The sequence below is a fragment of the Pantoea sp. OXWO6B1 genome (assembly GCF_001641135.1).
Taxonomy (GTDB): Bacteria; Pseudomonadota; Gammaproteobacteria; order Enterobacterales; family Enterobacteriaceae; genus Pantoea; species Pantoea allii.
Genome location: NZ_LWLR01000001.1, coordinates 2,375,948 through 2,394,314 on the forward strand (window position 1 = coordinate 2,375,948; position 18,367 = coordinate 2,394,314).

Annotated in this window: 14 protein-coding genes; 9 read left to right on the plus strand and 5 right to left on the minus strand. The window is 55.8% G+C overall.

The features are described from left to right. Positions 1-10 precede the first annotated feature (10 nt). A complete protein-coding gene (locus A6A26_RS13315) occupies positions 11-913 on the minus strand; it encodes a LysR family transcriptional regulator (protein WP_063879171.1) in 903 nt (300 codons plus the stop codon). 98 nt (positions 914-1,011) lie between these two features. On the opposite strand from A6A26_RS13315, the gene A6A26_RS13320 reads away from it, so the two are divergent. Both A6A26_RS13320 and A6A26_RS13325 read left to right on the plus strand, forming a co-directional pair. Beyond that, positions 1,012-2,574, plus strand: coding sequence for an NADH-quinone oxidoreductase subunit L (locus tag A6A26_RS13320; RefSeq protein ID WP_063879172.1), 1,563 nt, complete (start codon positions 1,012-1,014; stop codon positions 2,572-2,574). 29 nt (positions 2,575-2,603) lie between these two features. Next, on the plus strand, positions 2,604-5,150 hold the full coding sequence (locus A6A26_RS13325; protein WP_082875180.1) for a YbcC family protein: 2,547 nt from the start codon (positions 2,604-2,606) through the stop codon (positions 5,148-5,150). A gap of 194 nt (positions 5,151-5,344) precedes the next feature. On the opposite strand, the gene A6A26_RS13330 is transcribed toward A6A26_RS13325, so the two are convergent. Continuing rightward, complete coding sequence (locus A6A26_RS13330; protein ID WP_063879174.1) at positions 5,345-6,223, minus strand: LysR family transcriptional regulator; 879 nt, start codon at positions 6,221-6,223, stop codon at positions 5,345-5,347. 93 nt (positions 6,224-6,316) lie between these two features. Between A6A26_RS13330 and A6A26_RS13335 the strand changes: the two genes are divergently transcribed. Continuing rightward, positions 6,317-7,219 (plus strand): NADP-dependent oxidoreductase, encoded by a 903-nt coding sequence (locus A6A26_RS13335; protein ID WP_063879175.1) that lies wholly within the window; start codon positions 6,317-6,319, stop codon positions 7,217-7,219. 295 nt (positions 7,220-7,514) lie between these two features. Then, positions 7,515-8,210 (plus strand): DJ-1/PfpI family protein, encoded by a 696-nt coding sequence (locus A6A26_RS13340; RefSeq protein WP_063879176.1) that lies wholly within the window; start codon positions 7,515-7,517, stop codon positions 8,208-8,210. 416 nt (positions 8,211-8,626) lie between these two features. Here the strand turns inward: A6A26_RS13340 and A6A26_RS13345 are convergent, their stop codons facing one another. The 3 genes from A6A26_RS13345 to A6A26_RS13355 all read right to left on the minus strand — a co-directional run bounded on the left by A6A26_RS13345 (position 8,627) and on the right by A6A26_RS13355 (position 11,920). Further along, positions 8,627-9,199: a TetR/AcrR family transcriptional regulator gene (locus tag A6A26_RS13345; RefSeq protein WP_063879177.1), complete on the minus strand. Its 573-nt coding sequence runs from the start codon at positions 9,197-9,199 to the stop codon at positions 8,627-8,629. A gap of 327 nt (positions 9,200-9,526) precedes the next feature. Then, positions 9,527-10,390 carry an arginase family protein gene (locus A6A26_RS13350; RefSeq protein ID WP_063879178.1) on the minus strand — a complete coding sequence of 288 codons (864 nt, stop codon included), beginning with the start codon at positions 10,388-10,390 and terminating at the stop codon, positions 9,527-9,529. Positions 10,391-11,002: 612 nt separating this feature from the next. Next, a complete protein-coding gene (locus A6A26_RS13355; protein WP_063879179.1) occupies positions 11,003-11,920 on the minus strand; it encodes a LysR family transcriptional regulator in 918 nt (305 codons plus the stop codon). A 119-nt stretch (positions 11,921-12,039) separates the two neighbouring features. Between A6A26_RS13355 and A6A26_RS13360 the strand changes: the two genes are divergently transcribed. From A6A26_RS13360 to A6A26_RS13380, 5 genes are all read left to right on the plus strand, one after another. After that, entirely contained in the window at positions 12,040-12,429 is a 390-nt protein-coding gene (locus A6A26_RS13360; protein ID WP_063879180.1) for a tautomerase family protein, read from the plus strand. A gap of 454 nt (positions 12,430-12,883) precedes the next feature. Then, complete coding sequence (dgcN, locus tag A6A26_RS13365; protein ID WP_063879181.1) at positions 12,884-13,891, plus strand: N-acetyltransferase DgcN; 1,008 nt, start codon at positions 12,884-12,886, stop codon at positions 13,889-13,891. A 1-nt stretch (position 13,892) separates the two neighbouring features. Further along, positions 13,893-14,858 (plus strand): N-acetyl-D-Glu racemase DgcA, encoded by a 966-nt coding sequence (gene dgcA, locus A6A26_RS13370; protein WP_063879182.1) that lies wholly within the window; start codon positions 13,893-13,895, stop codon positions 14,856-14,858. Between the two features lie 15 nt (positions 14,859-14,873). After that, positions 14,874-16,739, plus strand: coding sequence for an ABC transporter ATP-binding protein (locus A6A26_RS13375; protein ID WP_063879183.1), 1,866 nt, complete (start codon positions 14,874-14,876; stop codon positions 16,737-16,739). Positions 16,740-16,761: 22 nt separating this feature from the next. Next, on the plus strand, positions 16,762-18,303 hold the full coding sequence (locus A6A26_RS13380; RefSeq protein WP_063879184.1) for a glutathione ABC transporter substrate-binding protein: 1,542 nt from the start codon (positions 16,762-16,764) through the stop codon (positions 18,301-18,303). Positions 18,304-18,367: the final 64 nt, after the last annotated feature.

Consider the following 18,367-nt stretch of genomic DNA (forward strand, 5'->3'; position numbering starts at 1 on the left):
GGCGCGATGCTTAGCCTTGTGCCTGGCGTTTTTGCGCCCCCGTAAGGAGTTGCTCCAGCACGTCGATACGGTGCCGGTGTGGCGTGGTAATGGCGTAGAAGCGCTCCTGCAACTCCGCCGATTGGCCTACGGTGACAAGGATACCGGTACGCAGTTCATCCTGAACCACGACCTCGGGCAATACGGTGAGCCAGCCGCTGTCGCGAGCGATCAGACGCAGCATAGCCATGTCGTCCACTTCAGCGCGCACTCTGGGCGTTACGCCCGCCGCAGAACACAGCACATCAAACTGCGCGCGCAAGGCATGACGTGGGCCGGGCAAGGCAATTTCCACGTTATCCAGATCTTCCGGGATGCGCAGACGGCGCGATGCCCATTTGCTCGCCGGGCCGACTAAAGAGATGGACTGACTGCCCAGATACACGAAGTGCAAAGGACGATCGGGGTCCACGGGAACGGTCTCATTGGCCAGCACCACATCGAGCTGATGTTGCATCAACCTGACCAGCAGGCCTTCCAGCAATCCGGACTCCAGTGTCAGCAAGACAGTAGGGTCGGTAAGCGCAGGCCGAATCCAGTTTTCCTGATAATTGCGCGACAGGGTTGCCACGCTGCCCACACGTAACCGTGTGACACCGGCTGAACGGCCTTTTAAGCGTCCCAGCATCTCCTGGCTAAGTCCAAAAATATTGTCGGCATAAGCCATGACCAGCTGACCTGTGTCCGTGAGGATCAGGCGGCGGCCTTTGCGGATTAACAAACTTTCGCCAAGCCGTTCCTCAAGCTGTCGGATTTGCACCGAAACGGCCGATTGAGAGGTCGCCAACTCTTCGGCAGCCCGCGTCAGGTGCCCGAGTTTGGCGACGCGCCAAAAATAAAAAAGGTGATGGAAATTTAACTGGTTAAGGTTCATCGTTCGTTTTTAAGTATCGAATTATTCAAATAAATATATTTTACAGAATAGTTTGCGTCAAGGAACATACCCTCAGTCACATTCATAAGGGCTAGGCGATGAATATCCTTGAAGCTTTTTACCTGGTTTGTTTTTTAGCACCGGCAATTTTAATGTTCGGGTTAACGGCACTGACGCGGTGGGGCGGGGTGCCTACACCGACGCTTTGGCGTGTTTTGCAGATTCTGTCGTATGGCTCCATTGTCTTCACCGGACTGTCTCTTACCGCGGACATCCGTGTCGTGCAATGGCCCGGCATAGTCAAAGCCACGACGTTTGGCCTGGTGTTGGCTTTGCTGGTGCAACTGCTCGGCAACGTCATCGCGTCGTTTTCTGCGCGTTATCTTGAAGGGGAAGCCAACCAGCGACGCTACATGGGCGCACTGACCGCTGTTCTGGGCAGTGTCCATCTGCTCTTGCTGGCCGATAACTGGCTGCTGCTCATCGCGGCCTGGGCCGCTGTAGGCATAGCGCTGCAGCACCTGCTTTGCTTTTATCCGGATCGCCCCTTTGCCCTGTTTGCGGCACACAAAAAGTACATTGCCGATCGGATGGCTGACGTGATGTTGCTCGGCGCTTCCGCGCTGGCCTGGTGGGATGTCGGCAGTTTCTCGCTGTCAGCCCTGTGGATGCACATCGCCCAGCAGGGTGCGTCTGTGTCTTTGCAGGCGAGCGCCGTATTACTGGTGATGGCAGTTATTCTCCGCACAGCCTTACTGCCCGTGCATGGCTGGCTGATACAGGTGATGGAAGCCCCAACGCCGGTATCTGCGCTGCTGCATGCCGGCGTCGTCAATCTTGGTGGCTTTGTGCTGATTCGCTTCGCACCGATGATAGAACAGGCCAGTGCTGCGCGAGTCTTGTTACTGGTTTTTGGGCTGACGACCGCGGTGCTGGCAGGCATGGTCATGTTGACGCGCATCAGCATAAAAGTACGCCTGGCCTGGTCTACCGTCGCGCAAATGGGCTTTATGCTGCTTGAGTGCGCACTTGGCCTGACTACCCTGGCGGCTCTGCATCTCATAGGTCATTCGCTCTACAAAGCACATGCTTTTCTGTCCGCGTCAGAGGGCGTAAGACACACTCGCCAGCAGGCGCTGCACCGGGTTTCCTTGCCCGGCACGGTGAGCGTGCTTCTTGCCCCGGTATTAACGATTTCAGCGGTATTTCTGGTGCTGACGCTGGCAGGTCTTGCCGCCTGGCCCTGGTGGTGGAGTGTTGTGCTGAGCATGGCGTGGGCGCCCTTGCTGTGGTTGCCTGACGCGCAAGACGGTTCGACACGTACGCTGCAATCTCTTTTCGGACTCTTCACGGTTATCGGCCTGACGATGATTGCCCTGGCTTTGCATACGCTGCCGCTCGGTTTGCAGGACGCTCCTGATGATCGTCTGGGCCTGATCGCGCTGGCAGGTATGGCAGCACTGTATGTCTGTCAGGTGTTACTGCAAAAGCAGCCACAACGCTTGTCGCGCTGGCGTCGGTGGAGCTACGCGGGTTTTTACCTGGACGAAGCCTATACGCGTCTGACGCTGCTCATATGGCCCGCGCACGGGGTTTCCACAACGTCCACGCCCGCTGAGTCTGACGTCCCTGATGCACCTGTTGTCGACAGGCCGCGCTGACTAACACCATTAAACTGGAGAGTTTCCTGATGGATACACTGACCCACAAAGAGAAACCCGTTTCGGCGAGCCTGGCGCAATCCGCAGCCAATGCAGATTCACGGCAGGTTGCGATCGAGCAAGCCTGCCAGCAGGCCTGCCATGCGATTGCACCTGCATGGCCACTGGATCGCGCTATCGCTGTCAATCCGCATTGGTCGCGTATCGGCATGCCGGTGCGCAAGGTGGCTGCCCGGATGGCGGTGCTCGGCGGTATTCAGGTCTTCCCACCGCGAGATCGGCAGAGCCTGGCCTGGCGCGAAGGTCGCATTAGCATGGCCGATCTGACCCAGGCGCTGCGTCAGCTACCTGAGGCGCAAGCGGCCGGCCTGACGGCTGAACAGTGCACCCAGGCGCTGCACGCAAGCGCCCGGCAGGGACAATTACCGCTACTCATCGATATGCTCGACAACGATCCCCATCGCCACAAAAGGTTATCCTGGCGGCAAGCGATCACGCATCAGGTTAGCCAGACCTGCGCCGCTTACTTCGACGAACATCAGGCGAGCTGGCAGCCCGATCGCCACCAGGGGTTGTACACCTTCTGGCGAGATACTCTGAAGCATGACCATGGTATTGGTTTGTTAATGGGCTTACCGAACATCCACAAGGCTATCAAGACGTTGCCGGATAACGCCATGGATGCCGGGCGCTGGGTCATCGAGCGTTTGGGCCTGCCTGAAGCGGTGTGGGCAGATTATCTGGAATCGGTGTTACTTACCGTCAATGGGTGGGCATCCTGGTGCGCTTATCTGGGCTGGCAGGCTGAGTTGGCGGGCGGCAAGGATACGCACCTGCGCGACTTGCTGGCTATTCGTTTAGCCTGGGGCATGATCCTTTTAGAATGCAAAGATGATGCGGCTACCCGGCAGGCATTTATCTCGCTTCAGCACGCCTGGACACAAGCCCCTCAGGTGCTGGAAGAGGCCGAACAGGCCATGCTGATTGACGAAGTCTGGCAGCTGGCTCTGGAAACCGGCTATCAGCGTGAGTTGGCGCATCGGCTGACTTCGATAAAGGGCCAGGAGGTGGGCGCGCAGGCTGTCGACGTCCAGGCCGCCTTCTGCATTGATGTGCGTAGTGAACCGCTGCGCCGCGCCCTGGAGGCCGCCAGTCCTGGCGTGCAGACCATCGGCTGTGCAGGATTCTTCGGCCTTCCGATTGCCTACACGCCGCTGGCTACGCAAGCCCGGCGTCCCCAGTTACCTGGCTTACTTGCGCCTTCCATAGAGGTCAACGACCGTATTGTCTGTGCTGATTCGTCGCAGTGCGAAGCCGATACCGCACGGCAAAACGCAGCCAGCAGATCGCGTCAGACCCGGTTTGCCATGGCCGATCAGTGGCATGCCATTAGCCACTGGCCGGGTGCCGCTTTCTCTTTTGTGGAAGCGGCCGGGTTAAGCTACTCCGTCAAGCTGATGAACAGGTTACTGCCAGGCAAAAAAGCACGTCCCCGGGACGACCTGGATGGCTTGCCCGCGCGCTACCGCGAGATCTGCCGTCCTCAACTGGTTGGGCTGGATACAGCGGCCAAAGTTAAGCTGGCGGCAGGCATTCTCCATGCCATGGGACTGACACAACGTCTGGCACCGATAGTGCTTCTCGTTGGGCATGGCAGCCAGTCAGCCAACAATGCCCACGCAGCGGCACTGGACTGCGGTGCATGCTGTGGCCAGACCGGCGAAGTGAATGCGCGCAGCCTGGCGCAGTTGCTCAACGAACCAGCGGTTCGCCAGGGGCTGAAATTGCAGGGGGTGAACGTCCCGGATTCCACGGCGTTTGTGGCGGCGCTGCACAATACCACCACCGATGAAATCGAGTGGTTTGATCTCGACCTGTTGCCACAAGGTGCGCGTGCGCGCTGTGCATGGTTGCAACCCATTTTTAATCAAGCCTGTGACCAGGTTCGCCGCGCCCGCGCGCCCGATCTTCAACTGGACCCGCGAGCGCCTAAAGATGAGTTACTGGGGCAGTTACGTCGTCGCGCTAACGACGGTGCACAAACCCGGCCTGAATGGGGGCTTGCTGGCAACGCCGCCTTTCTGATCGCGCCTCGTCAGCGCAGCCGTGGCGTAGTCCTGAGCGGGCGCAGTTTCCTGCATGACTACGATGCCAGTCAGGATGTTGACGGTAGCCTGCTGGAAGGTCTGATGACCGCCCCGATGCTGGTCACACACTGGATCAACTGGCAGTATCACGCGTCCACTTGCGATCCGCAGAGGCTGGGCAGCGGCAACAAGGTGTTGCATAACGTCGTGGGTGGACGCATTGGCGTCTTCGAGGGCAACGGTGGCGATCTGCGCATCGGTCTGGCACTGCAGTCGCTCCATGACGGCAAGCGTTGGATGCACGAGCCGCTGCGCCTGACCGTGGTCATCGATGCTCCGCAAACTGCCATTGAAGCGGTAATCGCAAAGCATGAGGTCATCCGGCAACTGCTGGATAATGGCTGGCTTCACCTCTGGCGCTTTGAGGCATCCGGCTTGCTGCGCTATGAACACGGACGCTGGCTCGCGGTGCATCTGGAGAGTGCCTGACGTCGTATCCCTCCCGATCAGTAGGCGGAACACATGCCGCGGCGGCCTGTTTCAGGGCAGCTTCTGCACGCGTGACTTCTGCGTTGACGTGCGCAAAAGGTTGCGGACGTCAACGCGGCGCCATCGGGACGTGGCTGCCTTGAGTCTGGTATGGCTGGGCTGGGTGGACACAGTCACCGGCGTCGATGCGCGCATCAGGCGAAGTGCTCGCACAGGAACGTCACGAACGCGCTCACCTTAGGACTCACCAGTCGGCGCGACGCGTGCAGTACCCAACCTTCGATAGCAGGCACCTGCGCCGTGCCCCACTCGACCAACCGGCCCGAGGCTAACGCGTCAGCAACGGCAGAGCGAGGTAATACGGCCACGCCAGCGCCAGCAAGTACCGCATCGCGCGCCATAAAGGGCGTCGACAGGCACATGACTGGCTGTGGGAGATAAGTGCGCACGCGGCCCGAAGCATCGATGATGGACCATTCGGGAACCACGGCGCGACCCGCGCGTACAACCGCTGGCAGCTTCAGCGGTTCTTCGTCGTAATGCGGCTGCGGCAGGTGTGGAGGCGCAACAAGTACCAGGCGATCGTTCAAAAACTTGCGACCGACCAGCGTGTCGTCGTGGCGGGGATTGAAGCGCACCACGACATCGTAGCCATCGCTCACTAAATCGACGAGGCGATCTTCCGCAATGACATCAAGTCGTATCTCGGGGTAGGCGGCGCAGAAGGCCGCGCTTAAGCGCCCAACCGAGACATCGGCGAATAACAGCGGCACGCTAACGCGCAATACGCCACGCGGCTGGCCTATGCCCGCTTTTAGTTCTGCCACCGCTTGCGTAATTTCGTCAAAGGGATCAAGGGTACGCGCGTGCAGGATCGCGCCTTCCGGCGTCAGACGAAGCGTGCGCCCACCACGTTCGATCAGCCGTACTTTCATCTGCTCTTCCAGCGCGCTGACATGGCGCGACAGGGTCGCTTTCGGCCGTCCGCTCGCGCGGCTGGCGCGCCCAAACCCGCCATGAGTGGCAACAAGATTGAAATCGGCGAGTGCACTAAGATCCCTATTTCGTTCCATATTTGAGACAAACTGTTTTGTTTTTAAGCACTATACGCCATTTATGGTTCAGTGGAAGATGGGGCCTCTCATCACAGGGTAAGGAGTTATCAAATGAAAGCAGTCCGTTTTTATGAATATGGCGGCCCAGAGGTCCTGAAGGTAGAAGATATCGATCTACCTGAACCCGGCCCTGGCCAGATACGCATCGCAGTCAAAGCGGCTGGCATCAATCCGATCGACTGGAAACTTCGCGCGGGATATATGCGCGAGATGATGCCGCTTGAGCTTCCGGCTGGCGTGGGTTACGACGCGGCGGGCGTTGTCGACGCCGTAGGGAAAGAGGTGACCGGCGTGTCAGTCGGCGATCCGGTCTTTGGCAGAGGCCATGCGACGATGGCCGAATATGCGATCCTTTATGAATGGGCACACAAGCCTGAAACCCTTTCGTTTGAAGAGGCGGCGGCGTTTCCGGTGGCTGTCGAGACGGCCACCCGAATCATTGCGGCGTTAGCGTTGAAAGCCGGTGAAACGCTGTTAGTCAGCGGTGCCGCCGGTGGGGTGGGCTCTGCGGTCATTCAACTCGCCAGGGCAGCGGGCATCTATACCATTGGCACGGCTAGCGCGGCGAAGCATCCCTATCTGCGATCGTTGGGAGCGATTCCGACGACCTACGGCCCCGGACTTCCCGAACGGGTTGCCGCGCTAGCTGTGGGCGGTGTACAGGCGGCCGTCGACATCGCCGGCTCCGGTGTCATACCTGATTTGGTGGCGATCACCGGTACGCCGTCAAGCGTTGTCTCAATCTCCGACCTCCAGGCGCCCAAGTATGGGGTGAGAACGTTGTTTGAGGACAGTAACGCCACACCAGCCCTGGAGCGTGCCGCAAAGTTGTTTGTCGCGGGTGCGTTCACGTTGCCGGTGGAGCGCACCTTCACGCTTGAGGAGGTGTCGGCTGCGCACGAACTCAACGAGCAGGGCCATGTGACAGGGCGGCTCGTTATTACCAATGGCTAAGCGTGAAAAAACGGGCGGATGAATCTTGTCATGTTTCGGATGACGTTGCGCCTGACGAACGCGGCATTGAGACGGCTACGACGCGGGGATCGATCATGAACAGCCTGCGGCCAGCAGGCTGATGATTGGCCGTCGTCGCCGTCATGATGTCAGGCCAGCAATACATCGTTTAACGCCAGGATAATACCGCTGGGTTGAGCATGACATGTATTCGGCGCGCGTCTGTTTTTTAAGCAAAGGGTTGTCTTTATTAAAGGAAAAGCCATTATACCTTTTTTAGATAGAAGGATTTTCTATGAGTGATTCTGTCTGCACATCCATCGGGCTGCTCCTGTTTCCGGCGCTTACTCAGCTTGATCTTACTGGCCCGTATGAAGTTTTTGCCAGGGCACCGAACACACAGGTTCATCTCATCTGGAAAAACCTGGATCTTGTCGTGTCCGATCGTGGAATGGCTATACAGCCAACGACCACATTTAAAACCTGTCCACAACTGGATGTAATTTGTGTTCCCGGTGGGCCAGGACAGATAAACCTGATGGACGATGACGACGTCCTTTCATTTATCCGTTCCCAAAGCGAACAGGCCAGGCTGGTGACGTCTGTCTGCACTGGGTCGCTGGTTCTGGGCGCAGCAGGGCTTCTGAATGGATATAAAGCAACGTCGCACTGGGCTTCTCTGGATCAACTCGCGTTGTTAGGTGCGGAGCCGGTCAATGAGCGCGTAGTTCGTGACCGTAATCGTATCACCGGCGCAGGCGTAACATCAGGTATCGATTTTGCGCTCAACGTTGTGTCAGAAATTCACGGAAGCAATATTGCTCAGACTATTCAACTGCATTTGGAATATGACCCCGAACCTCCCTTTGCCTGCGGCTCACCCCGTACCGCATCTAAAGAACAGTTAAAAAACGCACAGGAGCAGGCCGCGCCTTTTATTGAAAAGAGGCGACAGGCGACGTTAAAAGCAGCAGCCAGACTGTTTAGATAAGGGCGCAGTAGAAGAGGGGGCCTTTTTGACTTTTTATGTTTGCTTCTGGCGCGAAGCGGACGGTGGGTAGGTGATGTCTGCTATGAGCGAGGAGCGGACCTTAGGCTTCAGAAAAACTCCCATTCTGAGCCCCGAAGAGTGTCCAGCTGTACAGGCGGATAAAAAGCTGAACGTCGTCTTCGGTTATAAAAATATGGCGTATTCGCCTCACGTGTAGTGCTGTGTCAGGATGTGAACAGTGGACACACTGGCAGATACGCTGAATGATCCGAAAAATTCCGCCGGTAAGTCAGATGATCAGTCAGTTCATTGAGTCCTGCCGTTTGATCGGGTAGCTCAACAGTAACCGCGCCAGGGAGTTTATCTATGCCGGCACTGCCGCGTTGCCCTGTACCTCTCAGTGAGTGACAGAAGACTTAACACAATATTTTTGCCATCAGCTCTCTGAAAGAGGGGACATCTCTGCCGAAAGAGAAATCAGGGTTAATCGCCTTGCGGGCAATGAGGCCGTCTATAAACGCAAACAATATGACGGTCACTTCTTCAGAATTAAGATCCCGGCGTAACTCGCCTGCCGCTATGCCTTTCTCGATGATACCCGCAATGCCCTGCCGCATAATTTTGTCGCTGGAAATGAATGTTTTCTGCAAATCCGCATTACGGGCAGACTCCGCCATTATTTCAACCCAGAGATGATGGGTGACCGGGTAACCCACATCGCTTATGCAGGAAGCGACCTGTCTGCACAGGCGATCAAAATGCGAACCTGTGTAAGGCTCATCATGCGCCGTCAGGGCCGAATTCTGCTCTTCCAGAACAATGGCCCGAATAAGCTCATCCTTGCTTTTGAAATAGGTGTACATAGCGCCTTGGCTGATACCAGCGCGCGTGGAGATTTCCCGCACGCTGGTAGCACTGAAGCCTTTTTCAGCGAAGCAGGCGGCGGCGGCGGTAATCAGCTTATGATAGGTTTCGGTGTCCTTTAACATAGCGGCCTTCGAAAGTAGATTCATACTGGCACTTTAACGTGCTTTCATTTCCCGGGCCAGAGTCAGAGCCACCGGTCAGGCCGGTAGCCCTGTTTCAGAGGCTGCCCTTAGGGGTTACCGTATTTCGACCTTCGCGGCTTTATTCTGCGGACGGTATGCCAGCAGAATATATGACCGCCGTTCCGTCAAATATGCTGATGCAAGCTTTCCTGGCCGGATTTTCGCTACCATATAATAGTTGCCGAAAGGACTTCGGTGTATTTACCGGCACTCAGAGAATAATGACGCAGAGATGAGGAGACCGTATGCAGGCCCTCTCCGTTCAGGTTATTTCAGTAGGGGCAATTCACTGAGCATATTTTTTAGGTTTACCATATCCCACGGCATATGTTCCGCCACGGTAAGCCCAACTGGTTCAGCCACAGAGCTGGCCTGATTAATGAGCCGGAGCACGTCCTCAATAGTCAGCTTGCCTTCGGCCACATCCCCAAAGTCATGCTCTCCCCGGCCAGGACGGGCAAACAGGACCGAGCGGAAAAGAGACGGGTCCAGCACATCCAGATCGAGGTGAATGGCCAGATACTCGATTTTTTCACGGGCGATCCACTCCATCACCTCATGCGCGCCGGCTTTAACCTGTTCAGGGCTTGATGTCGCGATATTATGACTGGCCAGATAATCGCTTTCATAAGCCAGCGGATCATGTATGCCAGCGACCATGATTTTTGAAGGAGAAAGTCTGCGCGTGACGCGGTCTACCAAATCCTTGTCACCAGTGCCGATAAGCGCACCCAGCACGTGGGCATGGGCATTCGAATACTGTTCAGCTGTCTGAACGTCAGGGTGAGAATCAACCCAGAGCACGCCCAGCTTGTCACCGTATTTTTTGAGCAGATGAGCAAATGGCGCAAGAGATACCAGACAGTCACCGCCTAAAACGACAAGAGCATCAGGATCATGTTTTTCAATCAGACTGGCCGCATCGTTCAACTGTCCGATAATCTGAGGCTTGCCGGTAATTCCGTCTACTTCGGTCAGTGACTGGCTCCCGGGTGCGGCAACAGGGACTTCCTCTACAGGCCCTTTTGCTTCAGGAGCAAGAAAAGAAAGAAGAAGCGAGCCAAGATGATAGGGGGCATTGTTTCCGCCCTGCCACTGGGGAAAAGAAAGTCGAAGAGTAGTCTTAACCATATATTACCTGCCTTGATTTCGTTGTCTTCGCAGCATTACCGTGCAGTGCGGCTTCTGGCCTGAAAACCTGGCTGCCAGGGTAATGAGCCATAAAAATAATGAATGAACGGTCATTCATTATGGGCAATGTACGCATTTTGCGCAAGTAAAGCTTATTCAGTTAATAAAGTGCGCATGAAACTCTGGATATTAGTAATGTCAGGTAACGTCCGCTTCTGGCACAAAGCAGAAATCATCGCGGAGAATCTCTTTTAGGGTTGAAAAAAGAACCTCGCATTCGCCATGATTTAGCCTGTCCGTATATCGGGCTTAACCTCTTTGCCACGGTTAAGTCCTCAATAAGATGAAATCATCATGATTACCTACAACGTTTTTGAACGACACTTTGGGGATGGTGGGGGAACAAGTGGCTCGCGCTTCGCACAGATCTCACTGAACGAAAATTGCCGCCGTTTACAACATCGCGATCCCAGACCAGACAACAGAGGATGACATTGCCCAGCCGTTACATCTTTCTTTAGAGCCTGTCTTTCTGAATGAGCAAAATTTTACAAGGTTAAAAATATTAAGCCTTCGGCTCCCCGTCATATCCCATCACGAGGCTTCGCACGATTATGCAAACCGGGCACGTAGCCAATGAATAAAAGTGGTTACAGCCTTAGGTACCTGCGCAGTATAAGGACGCACCACCCATAAGCTTTCGGCAAACGCATCTACCGTTCGCCACGCCGGCAGCACCTGCTTTAATTTCCCGGCAGCCAGCGCGGCTCTTGCACTGAAATCAGGGAGTAAAGCGATACCGAGTCCCTGCAATGCGGCATCGCGGACGGATTCGCTGTTATTGGTGGCAAAATTTCCGTAGCCCTTCACCATCATGGTTTCATTTCCGCCCGACACTTTGTGGAAATGCCATCGCGGGGGTTCCTGTCCGCGCAGATAGTACAAACAGTTATGCTGCTCAAGGTCGTCGGGTTTTTGAGGGATGCCGTGTTGCAAAAGGTAAGCAGGGGAGGCAACCAGAATCGCATGAGTGTCACACAATTTCAGCGCAACATGGGTTTCCGGAAGGGTCTGGCTGTGACGTATGGCCAAATCAAAGCCCTCGCGGGTCAGTGACACCAGACGATCGTTGACATCCAGCTGGATATTTACCTGCGGGTATTCCCTGACAAAATCACCAATGATAGGGACCAGTTGCTGACGCGCAAAAGCCACCGGGGCACTGACGCGCACCAGTCCTCTCACAGGGCCGGTTTCGTCACGAATGCTTAAAAAGGATTGCTCAATCTGCGAAAAAGGATCGCGCAGATTATCCACCAGTTTCTCGCCGACAGAGGTCAGCCGGACGCTGCGGGTGGTGCGCTGCACCAGTGCTGTGCCGGCCAGCGTCTCCAGTTCTTTGATTTTTTGGCTCATCGCTGCCTTGCTGACCTCCAGCCTGTCGGCAGCGCGAGTAAAACTCCCCGTTTCAGCGAGTACAGTCAGCCAGTACAAATGTACCCACAGTCCATCCGTTCTGAATGCTTTCATAGGGATTGTTCAAAATAGTGAATAATCATTTCAGCCCTTTCTCTTTTTATTTTCAACAGCAGGCGGCAACATTGCTCAACATCATACATTTGCGATTTGCGCCAACCGAGGTTTTATTTATGCCGTTACTAACATTTGACATCATTGAAGGACGATCTGCCGCAGAAATCAAAACAATGCTGGATGCTGCACATCGGGCTGTGTTGAATGCTTTTAACGTTCCTGCACGGGACCGTTACCAGATTGTTCATGAAAATAAAAACTATCAGATGGTGTTCCAGGATACCGGGCTGGGTTTTGAACGCACCGAGCGCCTGGTCATGGTCCGGGTGTTTACAAGCCCGAGGAGTGAAGAGCAAAAAACGCGCTTCATGGCGGAACTGGCACGGGAGCTTTCAGAAAATTGTGCTGTGGACGGAAAAGACCTGATGATCAGCTTTATTACCAATGCACCCGGTGACTGGAGCTTCGCGGATGGAGAAGCACAATATCTGACCGGCAAGCTTTAATCACCGCATTTGCTCTGTGTTGTCAGCCGCGTTGTTTCAAAAAATAAGGATACCTGTATGAACAAGCAGAAGGGATTCTCACAACGCGGCGGAAAGCTAACACGGCATCATCGGCTGCCTCCTGTTTTGCCCGTCATGCGCAACGCCATGCCCAGGCGTAAGTTGATGCAGGTAGTAAAGGAGTCATCAACGCTGAAGTGAACCGCATTTCGTCGAAATGACTGACATAAAGCTTTATGGCCCCATTCTGTCTCTGGCTGATGATTTTCCTATAGCTCGCCCTTTATTGGGAACGAATTATATCCTGATACGTTGAAATAACAGAGTTACCATCACTTTTTTATCTGACTATAGCCTGCCGTTATACCCTGCTACTAAACAAGCATTCGTCACCTTTCAAAACGCATGAAATAGTGGTTTCAGAACCTTACCTTTGTCTGAAACGAGAAATCTCATGCTAATCCCACAACCTTATTTACTTTTTCTTGGTGATGTTACCGATCCACTCGCGGCGAAAACGGCGCGCGGTATTCATATCTGGCGGCCGGAACAGTGCGTTGGCGAAATTAAACTGCCGGGCTGCACTGTCAGCCTGGGTCTGGATGAGATCGACATCCCCCGCGCCAAAGCGCGCGGCGCAAAAACCCTGGTGCTGGGTACCGCCAACGCAGGAGGTTATCTGCCAGAACACTGGCTGGCGACGGTTAAAAGTGCCATCGAAGCGGGCATGAACGTTGCCAGTGGATTACATCATCGTCTGGTGGACGAACCTGAACTGGTAACGCTTGCTAAGACGTTTGGTGTGGAGCTTTTTGACTTACGTCATATGCGTCCGAAGCTCAATGTGGGCAGCGGTAAGAAGCGCACAGGTAAACGGATACTCACGGTGGGGACGGACTGTTCAGTGGGCAAAATGTACACCTCACTGGCGCTGGAAGCGGCGATGCGCGAGCGCGGAATGAAAGCAGATTTTCGCGCTACGGGGCAGACCGGCATTCTGGTTGCGGGCGAAGGGATTGCTGTGGATGCGGTCATCGCTGATTTTATTGCCGGTGCGGCGGAAGCGCTGTCCCCGGCTAATGATGATGACCACTGGGACATCGTTGAAGGCCAGGGTTCGCTGTTCCATCCCTCTTATGCGGGCGTCAGTATGGGACTCATGCACGGTGCACAACCGCACTGGCTGGTCATGTGTCATGAAATGGGTCGCCCCCATATGCGCCATTTACCCCATCAGCCCATGGTCAGCCTGAAAGCGTGCGTTGAAGCCAATCTGCGTGCCGCGCAGGTGACCAGTGAGTCTGTCCAGCTGGCTGGCTTTGCCATTAACACCTCTAATTACCCTGAAAAAGAAGCGCGTGCCTATTGCGCCGAAATCAGCGCCGAGTTTGGTTTACCGGCAACGGACCCGGTGCGTTTTGGTATTGACGAGATCGCCGCGCTGCTGCAGGAGCGTGGTTGAGATGAGACAGTTGCAGATTGACGTGGTAGCGCTGCCGCTGGCGCGGCCCTTTGCTATCTCGCGCGGTGTTCGTACCAGCGTAACGGTTATCCGTGTCACGCTTGAGCAAAACGGCTTCATTGGGCAAGGCGAATGTACGCCGACGGCGCGCTACGATGAGACGCCAGACAGCGTTCAGGCCGAGCTTGAAGCGGTACGCGCTGACGTTGAAGCAGGCTTGAGCCGCCACGATCTGCAACACCGTTTACCCGCCGGTTCCGCGCGCAACGTGCTGGATTGTGCGCTGTGGCGCCTGGATGCCGCACGCGCCAGTCAAACGCTGTGGCAAATCAGTGCCTGTTCTCAGCCATCGTCGGTGGTCACGGCGGAAACCCTCAGCCTCGATACCCAGGGAAATATGGCGCTGGCGGCGGCGGATGCCGTATCTCGTGGTGCCATCCTGCTCAAAATTAAGCTCGACCGTGATGCGGTGCTGGAAAAAGTGGCGGCAATTCGCGCTGCGGCACCGCGCGCCACGCTCATTATCGATGCCAACGAAGCCTGGTCAGGTATGGATTTGGAAAGCCTGCTGCTGGCGCTTCAGGCTTACAACATCGCGATGGTCGAGCAACCGCTTCCCGCCGGTCAGGATCATGACCTGCAACGTTTCAATCATCCGATTCCCGTCTGTGCTGATGAAAGTTGCCATACGCGGGAGGATATCGCCGGACTGCGTAATCGTTACGAGATGATCAACATCAAACTGGATAAGTGCGGTGGACTGACGGAAGCGCTGGCGATGGTCGATGAAGCGCAAAAGCAGAATATGCGCATCATGGTCGGCTGCATGCTGGGCTCATCACTGGCGATGGAAGCCGCATTGCCCGTGGCGGTCAACGCAGAGCACGTCGACTTAGATGGGCCTATTTGGCTTGCCGCCGACAGCTCTCCCTTTTTGAACTACTCCGAAGGCCGTATCTGGCTATAACGCGACGAGGCGACCATGACGGACACACGACACACTTCCCCAGCCGCAGGTGCCGCCTGTTCAGCACCGGTGCTTGACATTCGGGATCTCAGCGTCTCATTTCGTGGGCGCAGTGGTGAGAACCAGGCACTGAAAGGCATCAGTTTCGCCATTAATCCGGGAGAAATTGTCGCCGTAGTGGGTGAGAGCGGCTCAGGTAAATCAGTCACTTCGCTGGCCGTGATGGGCTTGCTGGCGAACAGCGGCCGTATCGATCGCGGCAGTATGCAGTTTCGCGATCGCGGCGGGAAAGTGCATGCGCTGGAAACACTGGATGATGCTCAGCGCCGCACGTTGCGTGGTCGTGAAATGGCGATGATCTTTCAGGAGCCAATGACCTCGCTGAATCCGGTGCTGCGCATCGATGATCAACTCACTGAAGCCTTACGCGATCATCAACAGTACGACAAGAAACAGGCCCATGCGCGCGTGCGTGAATTGCTTCAACAGGTACGTATCGCCGATGTGGATCGTGTGATGAAGAGCTATCCGCACGCGCTCTCCGGCGGTATGCGCCAGCGAGTGATGATTGCGCAGGCACTGGCATGTGATCCGCAACTTCTTATTGCCGATGAACCCACTACGGCACTGGATGTCACCGTGCAGGCGCGCATTCTGCATATTCTGCGTGATTTGCAACGCGAGAAGCAGATGGCCGTTCTGTTTATCACCCATGATATGGGCGTTGTGGCTGAAATCGCGGATCGCGTCGTAGTCATGCTGCGGGGCGAAGTGGTCGAGCAGGGCACCGTATCAGAGATTTTTGCCGCCCCGCAGCACGCGTACACAAAAGCGCTGCTGGCGGCCGTGCCGAAACTGGGCGATATGCGCGACTATGCGTGGCCGCAACGCTTTCCCCTGCTCGGTGCCCGGCACGCGGCACAAGACGAGCAGCATACCGCTCGCTACGACAGGGCGCCGCTGTTGGATGTGCGCGGGTTGAAAGTCTACTATCCCATCCGCAGCGGCATTTTCTCGACCCATACACATCATGTGCATGCGGTTGAGCAGATTGATTTCAGCCTGTGGCCGGGTGAAACCCTGGCGATCGTGGGTGAAAGCGGCTGCGGCAAATCGACCACCGGGCGTGCGCTGATGCGCCTGATCAACAGTGATGCCGAAAGCATTCACTTCGAAGGAAAGGAAATCTCGCACCTGAAAGAGGCGGCCTTCCAGCCGCTGCGTCGTGAAATTCAGATGGTGTTTCAGGACCCTTATGCCTCACTGAATCCGCGCCTGACCGTGGGGTTCACCATTGCCGAGCCGTTGCTGTTACATGGCATGGTGTCCTCGCTGGAGCAGGCTTCTTCGCAAATCGATGCGTTGCTGAAAAGTGTCGGCCTGTTGCCCGAGCACGCGCGTCGTTATCCGCACGAATTTTCTGGCGGCCAGCGCCAGCGTATCGCCATTGCCCGCGCGATGGCGCTGAAACCGAAAGTGATTATTGCTGATGAAGCGGTATCGGCCCTTGACGTCTCGATTCAGGCACAGGTGGTCAATCTGATGATGGATCTCCAGCAGCAAACCGGCGTGGCATGGATTTTCATTTCTCACGATATGGCGGTCGTTGAGCGTATTGCCAATCGCGTGGCGGTGATGTACCTCGGCCAGATTGTGGAGCTTGGGCCGCGCCAGTCGGTATTTAATCAGCCGCAACATCCTTATACCCAACGTCTGCTGGCCTCCGTGCCGGTAGCGGACCCCGAGAACCGTCAGCCCCGTATTTTCGATGACAGCGAAATCCCTTCGCCGTTGCGAAAGGTGGGTGAAACGGTCACTAAACCCCGTTATCGGCAGGTTGCGCCCCAGCACTGGGTTGCTGACGGCATTGCATTGCGATAATCCTCAACGACCAGGAGATTTTATGAAAACACTGTTTCGCCGTACTTCGCTCGCCCTCGCATTGACGACGACGCTGGTCATGACCGCGCAGGCCCAGGATCTGCGTATTTCAATGTATGCCGATATTACGGGACTGGACCCGCACGATACCTCCGATAATGTCAGCTACTCGGTGCAGAGCGGCATCTTTGAGCGCCTGTTCCAGTTTGATGCCCACATGAAGCTGCAGCCCTGGCTGGCGACCGGTTATACCTCCAACGACAGTGCAACGGAATTTACGCTGACGCTGCGTAAAGGCGTTACCTTTCAGGATGGTACGCCGTTTGATGCCGACGCCGTCAAAGCCAACCTTGATCGCCTCGCCGACCAGAAAAAAGGGCTCAAGCGCAACAGCCTGTACAAAATGATCGCCAAGGTCACGGTGCTGGCACCCGACCAGGTCAAAATCGATCTCAATCAGTCGTTTGGTGCCTTTATTAACACGCTGGCGCATCCTTCTGCGGTGATGTGGAGCCCGTCGATTCTGAAGCAGTATCCGGACGAAGCTCAACTTAGACTGCATCCAGTGGGAACCGGCCCGTTTAAATTTGTTAACTGGACACAGGGCAAAGCGGTGACGCTGGCGAAGTATGACGGTTACTGGCAGCAGGGATGGCCAAAAGTCGATCATGTCATTTTCTCACCCAGCCCGGAAGATGCCACACGGGTGGCAGCGTTAAAATCGGGTCAGGTGGATGCCATCTGGCCGTTGCCTTCCGATCTGATCGCTGCCGTGAAGCAGGACAGCAAACTTTCGATTCAGCGCGATCCCAGCATTTATCTTTATTACATGGCGATTAACACGCAGCACAAGCCGCTGGCGGATGTTCGTGTACGTCAGGCAATCAACTATGCAATTGACCGTAATCTGTGGCTGAAGGTGGCCTTTGCCGGTTTGGGCAAACCGGCCACATCCGCGATGCCGGAAGGGGTTCAGTTCTATCAGAAACAAACCGATCCGGATTACCACTATGCACCGGACAAGGCTAAAGCGTTGCTGAAAGCGGCGGGCTATCCTGATGGCCTGGACCTTAAGCTCTGGGTCACCAATGCCACGGCCAGCGTGCGCGCCGCTCAGGTGCTGAAAGCGCAACTGGCCACGGTGGGCATTCGTGCCACGGTGACACCAATGGATTCGGGGACGCGCAACGCTAAGCTGTGGGGCGTACAGGACCCGAAAAAGGCAGAGTTTGACCTCTATTATGGCGGCTGGTCGACGTCCACAGGCGATGCCGACTGGGCGCTGCGTCCGCTGTTTGCCACAGAATCCTGGGTGCCCACCTCGTACAATGTCTCTTATTTCAGCAATCCTGATGTCGATAAAGCGATTGCCGCCGGGCTGGCGACGGCCGATCCGGCAAAGCGTGGCATTGCCTATGCGCAAGCGCAGACGCTGTTATGGAAGGATGCACCAGTGGCCTTCCTTGGCACACCCGACAATCTGGTTGGCAAACGCAGCACCCTGAACGGCGTTTCGATGCTGCCGGATGGCAATTTGCTCTTCACTCAGGCGTCGTTTAAATAAGACGCGGATCGCCTTCAGGTTCTTTGCCCTGTGCGGGCAAGGAACCTGAGGGTGCCTGTCGCAC

Coding starts and splice junctions, on each gene's coding strand:
- A6A26_RS13315 (WP_063879171.1), bottom strand. CDS start 913: ATGAACCTTAACCAGTTAAATTTCCATCACCTTTTTTATTTTTGGCGC.
- A6A26_RS13320 (WP_063879172.1), top strand. CDS start 1,012: ATGAATATCCTTGAAGCTTTTTACCTGGTTTGTTTTTTAGCACCGGCA.
- A6A26_RS13325 (WP_082875180.1), top strand. CDS start 2,604: ATGGATACACTGACCCACAAAGAGAAACCCGTTTCGGCGAGCCTGGCG.
- A6A26_RS13330 (WP_063879174.1), bottom strand. CDS start 6,223: ATGGAACGAAATAGGGATCTTAGTGCACTCGCCGATTTCAATCTTGTT.
- A6A26_RS13335 (WP_063879175.1), top strand. CDS start 6,317: ATGAAAGCAGTCCGTTTTTATGAATATGGCGGCCCAGAGGTCCTGAAG.
- A6A26_RS13340 (WP_063879176.1), top strand. CDS start 7,515: ATGAGTGATTCTGTCTGCACATCCATCGGGCTGCTCCTGTTTCCGGCG.
- A6A26_RS13345 (WP_063879177.1), bottom strand. CDS start 9,199: ATGTTAAAGGACACCGAAACCTATCATAAGCTGATTACCGCCGCCGCC.
- A6A26_RS13350 (WP_063879178.1), bottom strand. CDS start 10,390: ATGGTTAAGACTACTCTTCGACTTTCTTTTCCCCAGTGGCAGGGCGGA.
- A6A26_RS13355 (WP_063879179.1), bottom strand. CDS start 11,920: ATGAAAGCATTCAGAACGGATGGACTGTGGGTACATTTGTACTGGCTG.
- A6A26_RS13360 (WP_063879180.1), top strand. CDS start 12,040: ATGCCGTTACTAACATTTGACATCATTGAAGGACGATCTGCCGCAGAA.
- dgcN (WP_063879181.1), top strand. CDS start 12,884: ATGCTAATCCCACAACCTTATTTACTTTTTCTTGGTGATGTTACCGAT.
- dgcA (WP_063879182.1), top strand. CDS start 13,893: ATGAGACAGTTGCAGATTGACGTGGTAGCGCTGCCGCTGGCGCGGCCC.
- A6A26_RS13375 (WP_063879183.1), top strand. CDS start 14,874: ATGACGGACACACGACACACTTCCCCAGCCGCAGGTGCCGCCTGTTCA.
- A6A26_RS13380 (WP_063879184.1), top strand. CDS start 16,762: ATGAAAACACTGTTTCGCCGTACTTCGCTCGCCCTCGCATTGACGACG.